The 14,108-nt window shown below is 66.2% G+C and carries 12 protein-coding genes and 1 tRNA gene; 9 read left to right on the top strand and 4 right to left on the bottom strand.

All coding sequences use genetic code 11. The features are described from left to right. Positions 1-7 precede the first annotated feature (7 nt). From mreC to Q8Q53_RS01955, 5 genes are all read left to right on the top strand, one after another. Entirely contained in the window at positions 8-907 is a 900-nt protein-coding gene (gene mreC / locus Q8Q53_RS01935) for a rod shape-determining protein MreC (protein ID WP_305700060.1), read from the top strand. Continuing rightward, the gene (locus tag Q8Q53_RS01940) at positions 907-1,458 is read left to right on the top strand and encodes a rod shape-determining protein MreD (protein ID WP_305700061.1); all 552 of its coding nucleotides are present in this window, start codon (positions 907-909) and stop codon (positions 1,456-1,458) included. Before mreC ends, Q8Q53_RS01940 begins: the two co-directional genes overlap by 1 nt. Continuing rightward, positions 1,458-3,572 carry a penicillin-binding protein 2 gene (gene mrdA / locus Q8Q53_RS01945; RefSeq protein WP_305700062.1) on the top strand — a complete coding sequence of 705 codons (2,115 nt, stop codon included), beginning with the start codon at positions 1,458-1,460 and terminating at the stop codon, positions 3,570-3,572. The genes Q8Q53_RS01940 and mrdA overlap by 1 nt, the downstream gene beginning before the upstream one ends. Then, the gene (gene rodA, locus Q8Q53_RS01950) at positions 3,569-4,684 is read left to right on the top strand and encodes a rod shape-determining protein RodA (protein ID WP_305700063.1); all 1,116 of its coding nucleotides are present in this window, start codon (positions 3,569-3,571) and stop codon (positions 4,682-4,684) included. The genes mrdA and rodA overlap by 4 nt, the downstream gene beginning before the upstream one ends. 90 nt (positions 4,685-4,774) lie before the next feature. Next, a tRNA-Lys gene (locus Q8Q53_RS01955) sits at positions 4,775-4,850 on the top strand. Between the two features lie 159 nt (positions 4,851-5,009). On the opposite strand, the gene Q8Q53_RS01960 is transcribed toward Q8Q53_RS01955, so the two are convergent. From Q8Q53_RS01960 to Q8Q53_RS01975, 4 genes are all read right to left on the bottom strand, one after another. Continuing rightward, on the bottom strand, positions 5,010-5,792 hold the full coding sequence (locus Q8Q53_RS01960; RefSeq protein WP_305700064.1) for an SDR family oxidoreductase: 783 nt from the start codon (positions 5,790-5,792) through the stop codon (positions 5,010-5,012). A gap of 23 nt (positions 5,793-5,815) precedes the next feature. Then, positions 5,816-6,796, bottom strand: a complete 981-nt coding sequence (locus Q8Q53_RS01965; RefSeq protein WP_305700065.1) for a nitronate monooxygenase family protein — start codon at positions 6,794-6,796, stop codon at positions 5,816-5,818. Between the two features lie 26 nt (positions 6,797-6,822). Continuing rightward, a complete protein-coding gene (locus Q8Q53_RS01970) occupies positions 6,823-8,076 on the bottom strand; it encodes an acetyl-CoA C-acetyltransferase (RefSeq protein WP_305700066.1) in 1,254 nt (417 codons plus the stop codon). A 301-nt stretch (positions 8,077-8,377) separates the two neighbouring features. Next, positions 8,378-9,991: an AMP-binding protein gene (locus Q8Q53_RS01975; RefSeq protein ID WP_305700067.1), complete on the bottom strand. Its 1,614-nt coding sequence runs from the start codon at positions 9,989-9,991 to the stop codon at positions 8,378-8,380. Positions 9,992-10,083: 92 nt separating this feature from the next. Between Q8Q53_RS01975 and Q8Q53_RS01980 the strand changes: the two genes are divergently transcribed. From Q8Q53_RS01980 to Q8Q53_RS01995, 4 genes are read left to right on the top strand one after another with little or no spacing between them, the layout of a single operon-like run. Beyond that, positions 10,084-11,235 (top strand): acyl-CoA dehydrogenase family protein, encoded by a 1,152-nt coding sequence (locus Q8Q53_RS01980; RefSeq protein ID WP_305700068.1) that lies wholly within the window; start codon positions 10,084-10,086, stop codon positions 11,233-11,235. Positions 11,236-11,239: 4 nt separating this feature from the next. Continuing rightward, on the top strand, positions 11,240-12,145 hold the full coding sequence (locus tag Q8Q53_RS01985) for an acyl-CoA dehydrogenase family protein (protein ID WP_305700069.1): 906 nt from the start codon (positions 11,240-11,242) through the stop codon (positions 12,143-12,145). Continuing rightward, a complete protein-coding gene (locus Q8Q53_RS01990) occupies positions 12,142-12,921 on the top strand; it encodes an enoyl-CoA hydratase/isomerase family protein (protein WP_305700070.1) in 780 nt (259 codons plus the stop codon). The genes Q8Q53_RS01985 and Q8Q53_RS01990 overlap by 4 nt, the downstream gene beginning before the upstream one ends. Before the next feature lies 1 nt (position 12,922). Further along, entirely contained in the window at positions 12,923-13,795 is an 873-nt protein-coding gene (locus Q8Q53_RS01995) for an SDR family oxidoreductase (protein WP_305700071.1), read from the top strand. Positions 13,796-14,108 lie beyond the last annotated feature (313 nt).

A 14,108-nucleotide genomic window follows, 5' to 3' on the forward strand; every position in this document is an offset into this window, starting at 1 on the left:
AGGCTGGATGCTGCCGCCTGCAAACCGGCGCCCCGGCTATTCACGCAGGGCGCAATACGGCAACTTTCTGGGCTATCTGATCGCTTTCACCGGCCTGGCTGTTGGAGCGGGTGTGCTGCTGATTTCGACCGGCAACAGCGGTGCCTTTTCCACCGGCCGGACGCTCGCCAGCGATGTCACCGCCCCGGCCGGAGAGCTGGCCGCCAAAGGGCGGACCGAAACGCGCGGGGTGCTGGCAACGCTGGGCGGGTTCTTCACCTCCGGCAGCCATGTCGCAAAGCTGGAGCGCGAAGTGGCCATCGCCCGCGTCCAGCTGCGCGAGGCCGAAGCGATCAGGCATGAGAACACCCAGCTTAAAGCCTTGCTGAAACTGGCCGAGCAGGACCCGCGCCCGGTTGCCATATCGCGGCTGATCGGATCGACCTCTGCCAGCACGCGGCGGTTCGCCGTGCTGGGCGTGGGCACTGCCCAGGGCGTAAAGGTGGGAATGCCGGTGCGTTCGCCGCTGGGGCTGGTCGGGCGCGTGCTGGAAGTCGGGCGGTCGAGCGCGCGGGTGCTGCTGATCACCGACACCGAAAGCGTCGTGCCGGTGCGCCGCGCCAGCGACGGGATCCCCGCGTTCGCCACCGGGCGCGCGGATGGATCGCTGCAACTGCGGCTCATCAACATCGGGATCAACCCGCTGAAGCCGGGCGATGCGGTGGTCACGTCCGGCTCTGGCGGGCTGTACTGGCCGGGCACAGCGGTTGCGGTGATCACCGAGCTTACCCGTGACGGCGCAATCGCCCGCCCGCTCAGCGATCCGGGCAGCACCGAATTTGTGGAAGTCCAGCCGCTCTGGACCCAACCCGCGCTCAGCGCCGACTTGCCCGCACCGCCCGGGGCTTCCCCGCCGGAGCCGCAGTAATGCCCGGTCCGCTTTCCGGCGATCGTCACGATTACCCGCGCCAGCGGATCAATCGCGCGCCTTCCCCGGTGCTGGCCGTCGCGGCGCCGTGGGTGCTGGTGATGCTGGGCAGTCTCGCCTCGCTGTTGCCGCTGGTCGCCTCGGCCCCGGTGCTGCCGCCGCTGGGTTTCCTGTTCCTGATGGCCTGGCAGCAGCTGCGGCCGGGGTTGTTCCCGGTCTGGGCGGGGTTGCCGCTGGGGCTGTTCGATGACCTGTTCAGCGGCCAGCCGTTCGGATCGGCCATGGCGCTCTGGTCAATTGCCATGATCGGGATGGACTATTTCGAGGCCCGGTTTCCGTGGCGCGGGTTCGCGCTGGACTGGCTGCTGGCCGCCGGCGTGGTCGCGGCCTATCTGCTGCTTGCGCTCACCATTGCCAATCTGGCGGGCGGCGCGACGCCGGTGCAGGTGGTGTTGCCGCAACTGGCCGTGGCGGTGCTGGCCTATCCGCTGGCCGCGCGGATCGTCGGCGCGACCGACCGGTTCCGGCTGATCGCGGTGCGGCAAATCTGATGCTGGGTGCCAGCAATCATGTCAGTTCGGGCACGCTGAAAAACAGCTTTGAACGGCGCAGCGTCGTGATCGGCGGGCTGCAACTGGGCGTCGGCGTGCTGCTGGCGGCGCGGATGGCCTGGATCGGGCTGGTCCAGAACGACAAGTACAGCACGCTGTCGGAAAGCAACCGCGTCAACCTGACCCTGATCCCGCCGCGCCGCGGGGCAATCCTGGATCGTAACAACGCCCCGCTGGCCGCCAATCGCGCCGATTTCCGGGTGGACCTGATTCCGGATCGGCTGATCGATCCCGACCGCACGCTGACGGAACTGGGGCAATTGCTGCAACTCAGCGCGGTCCAGCTGCGCGATCTGCGCGACAAGCTGGAAAAGGCCCACGGCTTTCAGCCGGTCGAAGTCGCCGCCGGGCTGGACTGGGACCGGTTTGCGGCGGTCAGCGTGCGATTGCCGAACCTGCCCGGCGTGCTGGCCCAGCGCAGCTTTTCGCGCTGGTATCCCACCGGGCCGTCAGTCGGCCACCTGATCGGCTATGTCGGCACCGCTTCGGCCGAAGACTATGCCCAGGAACGCAATCCGTTGCTGATCACCCCCGGCTTCAAGGTTGGCAAGGACGGGCTGGAAAAGCGCTTTGAACAGGAACTGCGCGGCGCCCCCGGTGCGCGCCGGGTTGAGGTGACGGCCACGGGCAAAGTCGTCCGCGATCTCGAAATGCGCGAGGATGTGCCCGGCCAGCCGCTGAAGCTGACGATCAGCGCCCCGTTGCAGGATTACGCCGCGCGGCGGATGGGGCCGGAATCGGGCGCGGTGGTGGTGATGGACTGCCTGACCGGCGATCTCCTCTCGATGGTATCGATGCCCAGCTTCGATCCGAACAATTTTTCCGATGGCATCGGCCGGATCGAATGGAAGATGCTGTCGGATGACGATCATGTGCCCTTGCGCAACAAGGTGCTGCGCGGGTTGTTCCCGCCAGGCTCCACGGTCAAGCCGATGGTGGCGCTGGCCTTTCTGGAAGCCGGGCTGGACCCCAAGGCGGCGGTCAATTGCAGCGGCGGGCTGCGGGTCGGGAACCGCGTGTTCCACTGCTGGAACCGCCGGGGACATGGCCATACCGACATGGCCAAGGGCATCTATCAAAGCTGCGATGTCTATTTCTATCACTTTGCCCAGAAAGTCGGGATGCAGCGGATCGCCGACATGGCCCGCCGTCTGGGGCTGGGTGAATCCTATGACCTGCCGGTGCTGGGCCAGTCCTATGGTACCGTGCCCGATCCGGACTGGAAGCAGAAGAAATACAACAGGCCCTGGGCGGTGTTCGATACGGTCAACGCCACGATTGGCCAGGGCTACATGCTGGTCAATCCGCTGCAACAGGCGGTCATGACCGCGCGGATTGCATCGGGGCTTGAACTGCAACCGCGCCTGATCTTCGATCCGAACGCGCCAAAGCCCCGCTCGCTCGGCCTCTCGCAGGAACATCTCGATTTCGTTCATCAGGCGATGAGCGATGTCGTCAATGGTCCCGGCACCGCCGGGCGGGCGCGCCTGCCGATCGACAACGTGCTGATGGCCGGGAAAACCGGGACTGCGCAAGTCGTCAGCCTGAACATCAGCGACGGCAAAAGCGGGGCGTGGAAATACCGCGATCACGGGCACTTCATCTGCTTCGCGCCGTTCGACAAGCCGCGCTATGCCTGCGCCGTGGTGGTTCAGCATGGTGGCGGCTCTGGCGCGGCTTATCCGATCGCGCGCGATGTGATGACGTTCCTGTACGATCCGGCCAAGGCCATGGAAGTGCTACAGGGGATGGAGGCCGGCTGGGGCGGCACCCCGCAGCAGCGTCAGGCCACCAAGTATCGCGAATACACCGCCCGCTACGGCGTCAGCGCGCCGCGCGCTGCCAACGAGGCTGAACTGGCCCGCGCGGGCGCGCGGGCCGACGCCGAGGCCGCCCGCCCGCCCGCCATCAATACCGAGGCCGCGCAGCCCCGGGCAGAACCGGACGCCGGGGCAGCTGCGCCAGCGCCCGCGCAGCCGGCTCAGCCCGGCACGCCTGCCCAGCCAGCGGCCGCACCAACTTCCGCCGCCACTCCGGCCGGATCGCCGCAATGACCCGGCAGATCATCCCCGAGGCCATCGCGCGCGAGCCATGGCACGTGATCCTGCCGCTGCTGCTGCTCAACACCTTTGGCTCGGCGATCCTCTATTCGGCCGCCGGGGGCAACCTGGAGCCGTGGGCGACGCTCCACACCATTCATTTCGCCGTATTCCTGGCCATGGCGCTCGTGATCTCGCATTTTTCGCGCGATTTTCTGAAGCTGGTGGCGTTCCCCGGATACGTGGTGCTGGTGCTGCTGCTGGTGCTGGTGGAGCTGATCGGCGGGATCGGCGGGGGCAGCCAGCGCTGGCTCAACCTCGGTTTCATGACCCTTCAGCCGTCTGAACTGATGAAGCCCGGCATCGTCCTGATGCTGGCCCGGTACTACGATACGCTGCCCCCGGCGATGACCAAAAGCTGGCGATCGCTGCTGCCCGCAGCCGGGTTGCTGGGCGTGCCGACGCTGCTGGTGATGCTGCAGCCCGATCTGGGAACGGCCTTGTCGATCAGCGCCGGGGCCGTGGTGGTCATCTTCCTGGCCGGTTTGCCGCTGCGCTGGTTCATCGGCGCAGGGGCAGCCGCGATCGCCATCATCCCGGTGGCGTTCTACACCCTGCTGCACGACTATCAGCGCAACCGCGTGCTGACCTTCCTCGATCCGGAAAGCGACCCGCTCGGCACCGGCTACCACATCAGCCAGTCCAAGATCGCGATCGGTTCCGGCGGGTTCTTTGGCAAGGGTTTCGGGAATGGCTCGCAAAGCCATCTGGAATACCTGCCCGAAGCGCACACCGACTTTGCGTTTGCCACCATGGCCGAGGAATGGGGCTTTGTGGGCGGTTTGTTCATCCTGGGCGTGTTCATGTGGATCTTGCGCTGGGGCCTGCAAGTGGCCCGGAATGCGCCCGACCGGTTCTCGATGCTGCTGGCCGCCGGGATGACCTTCACGATCTTTTTCTACATGGCGGTCAACGTGATGATGGTGATGGGGCTGGCCCCGGTCGTGGGCATTCCGCTGCCCTGGATCAGCCATGGCGGATCATCGCTGATGACCAATATGATCTGCATCGGCACAATCATGGCGGTGGAGCGCTGGAGCAAACGCAGCAGCGGCCTGAGCGGCTGAAAAAAGTTCACCTCCCCCCTTCCCTCCCCGGAAATTTCCGCTAGAGGAAGCGCTCCCCGACGAATCGGGGCCGCGGAAAAACCGCCGTGTGGACGCATAGCTCAGTTGGTAGAGCAGCTGACTCTTAATCAGCGGGTCCTTGGTTCGAGCCCAAGTGCGTCCACCATTTCTTCCCTGAATCAACAGCCTTACCGGGTCTGGAACGGGTAATCCGTCCGGGTGCAGCGGGCCACGCGTCTGTGACCAGGGTCGTGTTTACCGCGGCCTGGATCGAACCCGGTCGGCCCAGCGCGCTCGCCAGTGCCGACCGGGTTTGTGGTGACCTTTAGCGCGGGGCCATGCGGATTGCGCCGTCGAGGCGGATGTTCTGGCCGTTGAAATAGCTGTTGCGGACGAGTTCCATCGCCAGGCTGCCGAACTCTTCCGGCTTGCCGAGGCGCTTGGGGAACGGCACCGATGCGCTGAGGTTGTCGAACACCTTTTCCGGCAGGCGGCCGAGCAGCGGCGTGCCGAAAATGCCCGGCATGATCGAGTTCACGCGGATGCCCAGGTCCATCAGATCGCGCGCCATCGGCAGCACCAGCCCGTTCACGCCCGCTTTGAGCGAACCATAGGCCACCTGCCCGACCTGCGCATCCTGCGCCGCGACCGACGCGGTCAGCGTGATGCAGCCGCGTTCACCGTCTTCCAGCGGTTCAAGGCTGGCCATGCCCAGCGCCGAGAGCGATGCCACGCGGTAGCTGGAAATCAGGATGCCCTGCGCGGCGAATTCGAAATCCTCGGTCGACAGGCGGATGAACTCGCCCGTTTCCTTGTTGCGGCCCACGGTCTTGCCCTTGCGGTTGGCCATCGCGCAGTGAACCAGCACGCGTTCCTGGCCATGCGCGGCGCGCGCCTTGGCATAGCCGGCGATGACCGATTCCTCGCTCATGATATCGACCTTGCAGAACAGCCCGCCGATGGCCTGCGCCACTTCGCTGCCCAGTTCCTCGTTCAGGTCGAAAATGGCAACCTTGACCCCGGCAGCGGCCAGCGCCTCTGCCGTCGCGCGGCCCAGCCCGGAAGCGCCGCCGGTGACGACGGCAGCGGTGGTGTTGTCGATCTTCATGGTTCTTCGTCCTCTCTTCGCGCTCAGCCGATCATGCCGGCGAGGCGTCCCTTGATGATGGTTTCCGCGTCAGCGACGATTCGGCTGACCAGTTCCTGACAAGTCGGCAGATCGTGGATCAAGCCCTGCACCATACCGGCCCAGAATACGCCCTTGGTCAGATCGCCGGTTTCGAGCAATTCCTTGCCCGCCGTGCCGGCCACCAGCTCGCGCACGTCTTCAAACGTCGCGTCCGGCTGCGCGAGGCGGCGGACGACTTCTTCGGACACGGCGCTCTTGCCGACGCGGGCGGTGTTCTTGAAATTGCGGAAGATCAGGAAGCTGCCGCGTTCGTCATTATCGACATAGGCCTGCTTCACGTTGGCGTGGATCGGCGCCTCCGCCGTGGCGCAGAAGCGGGTGCCCATGTTGATCCCTTCCGCGCCCAGCGCCAGCGCCGCCGCAAGGCCGCGCCCGTCCCCGAACCCGCCGCTGGCGAGCATCGGGATTTTCACCTTGTCAGCCGCAGCCGGGATCAGGATCAGGCCCGGAATATCGTCCTCGCCCGGGTGCCCGGCGCATTCGAACCCGTCGATCGAAATGACGTCCACCCCGGCCTTTTCCGCCGATACCGCGTGGCGCACGGCGGTGCATTTGTGCAGGATCCTGATCCCGTGGGGCTTCAGCTGTTCCCAGATTTCACGCACGGCAGGCGTGCCGGCGGTTTCCACGATCTTCACGCCGCCGTCGATGATCGCCTGGGCATAGGCCTTGTAATCAGGCGAATTGATCGTGGGAAACACGGTCATGTTCACGCCGAACGGCTTGGCCGTCATCGCGCGGGTGCGTTCGATCTCCTCGCGCAGCGCTTCCGGGCTGGGCTGGCTTAGCGCGGTGATGATGCCAAGGCCGCCCGCGTTGGACACGGCGCTGGCCAGTTCGGCAAAGCCGACATTCATCATCCCGCCCTGGACAATCGGATGTTCGATTTCGAGCAGTTCGGTAATACGGGTCTTCAGCGCCATGTCGGTTCGCTCCCAGTGCTATCGGTTCAGAGCCGTTCGATGATGATCGCCGGGGCCATGCCGCCCGCCGCGCACATCGTGATCAGCGCGTAACGCCCGCCCGAGCGTTCCAGTTCGTCCAGCGCGGTGCCGATCAGCATCGACCCGGTCGCGCCGATCGGGTGACCCAGCGCAATCGAGCCGCCGTTGATGTTGACCTTGCTGCGATCAAGCTCGAGGTCGCGCTGAAACTTTTCCGCGACGACCGCGAACGCCTCGTTGATTTCCCAGACGTCGATATCGTCCTTGGTCAGCCCGGCCTTGGCCAGTGCCTTCTTTGCGGCGGGGACCGGCGCGTTGAGCATCAGCGTCGGGCAATCGCCCTGGTTGACGCAGGTCACCACGCGACCGCGCGGCTTCCAGCCATTGCGCGCCACGGCATCCGCCGACGCCAGCAGGATCGCCGCCGCGCCATCGACCACGCCGGATGAATTGCCGGCATGGTGGATCGGATCCCATTCAAGACCCGGATACTTGCGCTGGATCGCCTCGGCAAAGGTTTCACCCCCTTCGACAATCGGGGAATGCATGATCGTCCCGAACGCCGGGCGCAGTGCGGCCAGCCCTTCGGCGGTGGTCTGCGGGCGGGGGTATTCATCGCGGTCGAGCGCCAGCGATCCATCCTCGTGAAAGACCGGCACCAGGCTGCGGGCGAACCGGCCATCGCGGATCGCGGCATCGGCGCGGCGCTGGCTTTCCAGCCCCAGCGCATCGACATCGGCGCGGGTGATGCCCTCGCGCGCGGCAATCGCATCGGCGCAGACGCCCTGATTCGATTGCGGGTGAAGTTCGTGGAGCGCGGGGTTGCCCATGTCACGCCCCATCCGGGGCAGACCGCCAGCGGCTTCCAGTGCGGACAAGTGATCGCGGTAGGACATCATTTCCACCCCGCCCGCGATGATGATGTCTTCAAGACCTGAACCGATCTGCGCGGTCGCCAGCCCGACGGTCGTGATCCCGCCGCCGCAGAACCGGTCGAGCGTCATGCCAGACACCACCGGATCGAACCCGGCCAGCAGCGCCGACATCCGCCCGATATCGCCCGCCTGCTTGCCGCGCTGGGCCGAGGTGGAAAAGATCACGTCGTCGATCGTGGCGGTATCGACCGCATTGCGTTCCACCAGTGCTTTCAGAACCGTCGCGCCAAGGTGCTGCGGGTGCAGCTGGGTCAGCGCGCCCTTTTGCCACTTGCCGCCCCCGCGCGGCGTGCGCACGGCATCGATAATGAAAGCATTCTGCATCTCGTTTACCCCGGAATCTGGTTGAACGGCATTGATTGAACGGCGCACCCTTGTCCGCGCCCGCGCCGCGTCGCAAGCCGAAACTGGCGCGCCCGGCCCTGAAACCTCGACCCATCATTAAGGATTGACAGCACCGCTGGTCCTATCCCACAACGCGCGCTTAGTTATATAACTAGGTAATATAGATCAAGCGCGATATGGTGCCGGATCTCGGGAACGGTGAAAGACCGCCCGATAGAGGAGCGGAGCATTGGCCAACGGCAGCGCAGTTCAGGCGGGCATGGATGCGGTCAGGCCGCGTTCAATCGCTGCCTTGCGCTGTCCCGGCCGCCAGTTCGCGGCGCAACTGCGCCTTCTGCACCTTGCCCGTGGGGGTGCGCGGCAGGGTATCGACGAACACCAGCTGTTCGGGCGTCTTCTGCCGCGCGGCGCCCAGCTGGCGGAAATGATCGCCAATCGATTCGAGTGTCAGACCGGCGTCCGGATCGGCGATCAGCACTGCGCAAACCCGCTCCCCCAATCGCGCATCCGGCCAGCCGATTGCGGCCACATCGCGCACGCCGGGCATTTGCAGCAGCAGTTCCTCCACCTCGCGCGAGGAGATGTTTTCGCCGCCGCGAATGATGATGTCCTTTTTGCGGTCGGTGATCGCCAGAAAGCCGTCCGCGTCGATCCGGCCAATGTCACCGGTCAGGAACCACCCGCCGGGCAGGAAGCTCGACGCATTGAGCGCGGCGTCGGTGTAGCCGGTGAACCGCTCCGCCCCGCGCGCCGCGATTTCGCCTTCGCTGCCGGGGGTTACGTCATGGCCGCTGTCATCGACGATCCGCACTTCGACGCCCGGATTGGGGCGGCCATCGGTGTTCAGCCGCTTGTCCAGCGGATCGCCGGGCTCGCACTGCGAAATGGTCGGCATTTCGGTGGAGCCATAGCAGCGGCAGCAGTGAATGCCCGCCGCCTCACTCGCCGCGACCAGCGCGGGCGGGACGATGGTCGCGCCGATCAGGAACTGACTGAAGCTGGTGATGTTCCGGCCATCGCGCTGCGCGGCCTCCATCAGGCCCGACAGGTGGAACGGCGTCCCCGACATCTGCCGGACCTGAAATCGCTCAACCAGCTGCGCTGCGAGGGCCGCGTCCCAGCTTTCGAGCAGGACCATCGGGCGGCCGAGCAGCGAATGCCCCAGCACGCCCAGCGTTCCGGCGATATGCCCGGACGGCCAGGGCGACAGGCCGAATTCGTCGGCAGAGCTGCCCTTCAGCTGTGCCGCCAGTTCGGCCAGCAGACTGCGCGAGGTGTGCTGCACGCCCTTGGGTGCAGCCGTGGTGCCCGAAGTGTAGAGCAGCAGCGCGCAATCATCGGGATCAACCGATACTTCGGGGCATTCGCCCTGCGGCAGATCGGCCAGCGCAATGGCGCCTGCGGGCACGCTTTCGCCCAGCACGATCCGGTGCGCCAGCGCGGGCAAATCCGGCAGCCGGGCAAGCCGGTCCAGATAATCGATCCCGCGCCACTGGTCCGGGACGATCAGCGCCTTCGCGCCGCTGTCGGCCAGGATTTGTCCCAGTTCATGCGGGCCAAAGATGTGGACGATCGGCAGCAACCGGCAGCCCAGCAACGCGGCGGCCTGATAGAGCGCGGCGTTTTCCAGGCAATTGGGCAGCTGCATCGCGATGGTGTCCCCCGGCCGCAAGCCGAGCGCGTGAAACGATCCGGCCAGCTGCCGCCCTTCGGCATGGACCGCACCCAGCGTGGTGACGCGTTCGCCCTCGCTGCCGAAGAAGTGCAGCGGCACATCGGGCCTCGCCGCAGCCAGTTCGGTCATCGCCTGCCCCAGCGAACGGTCGCCCCACAGGCCCAGTTTGCGCCATTCGTCCTGCAATTGCGGCGGCATCATGCTTGCCGGTTCAGCCATCATCCAATCCTCGTCCCTGCCCGCACCTGCGTGTGTGCATGCGAGGGTGGTCCGCTTCAAACCGTTCCGTCAATCCCGGAGTCCTGATCCCCATGGACATAACATTTTCCCCCGCCGAGCAGCAGTTTCGCGCCGAATGCCGCGACTGGCTGCACGATAATGTGCCAGACCGGCGCCGCCCGATGGACGCCGCCGATGCGCTGGCGTTCGACAAGGCGTGGCAGCGGCGGCTGTTCGATGCCGGGTGGGCCGGGATCAACTGGCCGACCCAATACGGCGGGCGCGGGCTGTCGATCGTCCAGCAGGTAATCTGGCTGGAGGAATACGCCCACGCCAATGCCCCGTGGATCGGGGCGAACTTCGTGGGCGTGAACCACGGCGGCCCAACGCTGATCCTGAACGCCAGCGAAGCGCAAAAGGAATACCACCTGCCCCGTATCCTGAAGGGTGAGGCGATCTGGTGCCAGGGCTTTTCCGAACCCGGCGCCGGGTCAGACCTGGCAGGCATCAGGACTCGCGGCCGGATCGAGGGGAACGAGCTGGTCATCACCGGATCGAAGATCTGGACCAGCTTTGCCCATGTGGCCGACTGGCAGGAACTGGTGCTGCGGACCGAGGATGGATCGCAGCGCCACAGGGGCTTGTCGTGGGTGATCTGCCCGATGCACGCCCCCGGCATCGAAGTGCGCACGATCCGCAAGATGTCGGGCCAGACCGAATTCGCCCAGGTGTTCTATGACGATGTTCGCATTCCGCTGGACAACGTCGTCGGCGGGCTGGGCAACGGCTGGAAAGTCGCCATGTCGACGCTCAGTTTCGAACGCGGGACCGGGTTCATTGCCGATCAGGTCAAGCAGTCCGAAGAAATCGAGGAACTGCTGGAACGCGCCCGCCAGACCGGCGCGATCAGGGACGACGGAATTGCCGCGCAACTGGCGCAGCTGCGCGCCGAAGTCGCCGCGCTGCGGGCGATGACCTACCGCAACATCAGCCAGGTGGTACGCACCGGGCAACCGGGGGCCGAAGCATCGGTGATCCGGCTGTTCACCGCCGAACTGGGGCAGCGGCTGGAGCGCATGGGGTTGCTGCTGGCCGGGGATGACATCCTCGATTTCCGATACGGCAACGACAATCTGGTCGCCGACTACTTGCGCGGGTTCGCCGCGACCATCGCGGGCGGCACCGCCCAGATCCAGCGCGACATCATCGCCGAGCGGCTGCTCGGCCTGCCCAAATCGAGGTAACCCCATGGACCTGACCCCCAACGACGAGCAGGAAAGCTTCCTCACCGCCACCGCCGAATGGTGCGCCGACAATCTGCCGCTGGATGCCGCCCGCAACCGCCCGGCGGCGCTGTGGCAACAACTCGAAGCGATGGGCTGGACCGGCATGACTGCCCCCGGCATGGACCTGGACCACGCGACCGAGGCGCTGGTCTTTGCAGAACTGGGCCGCCACCTTGCCCCCATCGCGCTGCTGTCCACGGCCGTAGCCGCGCGCTGGGCCGGGCAACCGGGCAAGACGGCGCTGGCGCTGCTCGACAAGGATCTGACGCTTGGGATGGTGCGGGTGTTCGACGCGCCCGGCGCGGCCCATGCGCTGGGGCTGGTCGGCGGTCTGGCCGCGATCACGCCGCTGCCGTCCGATCTGGGCGGGGAACCGGGGCTGGACCTGACCGCGCCGCTCGCGCACCTCGATCCCGCGCCGCCATTCACCGCCGTGGGCGGGCCGGACGCGGCGCTGCACCTGCAACTGCTGGCCGCCGCGTTTGCCGTGGGCTGCGCCGATGCGGCGCGCGATATGGCCGCCGATTATGCCAAGCTGCGCGAACAGTTCGAACGGCCGATTGGCTGGTTTCAGGCGCTGAAGCACATCTGTTCGGACACGGCGGTGCGCTGCGCCGTCGCCCGATCGCAGCTCTGTTACGCCGCCGGGGCGCTGGATGCAGGCGACCCAAGGGCCGCGTTCCATATCGCTGCCGCCAAGCAGCTGGCGGATCAGGCCGCACTCGAAAACGCGCGGGCAAACGTGCAGGTCCACGGCGGCATCGGGATGACCGACGAAGCCGCCCCGCACCTGTGCCTCAAACGCGCACACTTGTTGTCCTTCATCGCGCCCGCCCGGCGCGACATCCTGCTGGGAGAAGCTGCATGACCGACAAGGTCCTTTACGAACTGATCGACGGGGTCGGCGTGATCACGCTCAACCGTCCTGAAGTGCATAACGCGATGGATGACGAGGCGGCCGATCAGTATCGCATCGTGCTGGATGCGGCGCTGGCTGACGATGCTGTTCGGGTGATCCTGCTGCAGGGTGCGGGCAAGTCGTTCTGTTCGGGCCGCGACATCACGATGCTCGGTCACCGCGCACGCGATGAAAGCGATTACCACTTCGTCCGGCGCCACCAGCAGGGCCGCCTGAAAGTGCTCGACAGTCCCAAGCCGTTCATCGCCGCCGTCAAGGGCGCGGTGATCGGCGGCGGGTGCGAACTGGCGCTGTGCTGCGATATTCGCGTGTCGTCCTCGGACCTCAAGCTGGGGCTGCCGGAAATCAACTATGGCATCCTGCCCGACACCGGCGGCACGCAATACCTGACCAATCTGATCGGCCCGTCGCGCACCAAGTACATGGTGATGACGGGTGAGCGGATCGGCGCGCAGACCGCGCTGGAATGGGGCGCGGTCGATTTCGTCGTCGCGCCGGAAGAGCTCGACGCGAAGGCGCTGGAGATCGCGAAAACGATCGCCGCCAAGCCGCCAATCGCGCTCGCCATGGCCAAGACCATGATCGATCAGGGCACCGCCGGGGCGGTCCGCAGCGGGATCGCGCAGGAACTGCTGGCCCAGACCGCGCTGTTCAAGACCGAAGACTACACCGAAGCCCGCGCCGCGCTCCGCGAAAAACGCACACCGGTCTACAAAGGGAAATGACATGACCGACCAGTACAAGGGCCTGCGCCCTGCCCCGCCGCGCGGCACGCGGATGCTGCCCGAAGGCACGTTCGCCAACGACGTCGCGGTCATCACGGGCGGCGGATCGGGCCTTGGCAAATCGATTGCCGCCGAATTCGGGCGGCTGGGCGGCGCGGTCGCCATCGCCAGCCGCGATCCGGACAAGCGGGCGCGCGGGGTCGCGGCGGTCGAGGCTGCCGGCGGACGCGCCATCGGCGTGCAGCTGGACGTGCGCGATCCGGCGGCCGTGAAAGCCTGCTTTGACGAGGTTGAGGATGCGTTCGGTCCGATCACCCAGCTGGTCAACAACGCCGCCGGAAACCTGGCCGGGGCGTCCGAAGATTTCAGCCTGAACGCCTGGCGCGCGGTGACGGGAATCGTGCTCGACGGCACCTGGATCTGCTCGACCGAGTTCGCCCGGCGGCGGATTGCTGACGGGATCGGCGGCGCGATCCTGAACATCGGCGCGACCTATTCGTGGACCGGCGGCCCCGGCACCAGCCCGTCCGCCGCCGCCAAGGCCGCCGTCACCAACCTGACGCAGAGCCACGCGGTCGAATGGGCGCCTTATGACATCCGCGTCAATTGCCTCGTCCCCGGCCTGTTCCCGCACGAGGACCGCGCGGCCCATCTCAGCTTTGCCGATGCCCACAACCTCGACATCCGCCAGCCCGCGCTGCGAGTGGGCCAGACGCACGAGTTGGGCTGGGCTGCGGCCTATCTATGCTCGGATTACGCCGCGTTCTGTTCGGGCCACGCCTTCGTGCTGGACGGCGCGAACTGGCTACGCCGCAGCTTGCGCATGCCCGTGTTCGAGCCAGTGCGGGAATGGCTGCCCAAGCGCGAGGAGTAACTCACCCCCTCGCGCATTGCGCGGAGGGACTGATCCTGCCGAAGGCTCACCCTCCCGCTCATGGTGAGGAGAGACTGAGCTTGTCGAAGGATCGTTTCGAACCACCAGCGCAGCGTGCGGTCCTTCGAGACGCCATTTCGACAAGCTCAACGGCTCCTCAGGATGAGCGATGTTGGGATGTATCAGGTGATGGCCTTATCCGCATGCTGGCCATTGGCAGCGCGGATTTAGTGTAAAGTGCACCTGACCTGCCAGCCCCCGCTCATGGTGAGGAGAGACTGAGCTTGTCGAAGGCTCGTCTCGAACCACCAGC

Origin of the sequence: Novosphingobium sp., assembly GCF_030699305.1 — a bacterium.
Classification (GTDB): Bacteria; Pseudomonadota; Alphaproteobacteria; order Sphingomonadales; family Sphingomonadaceae; genus Novosphingobium.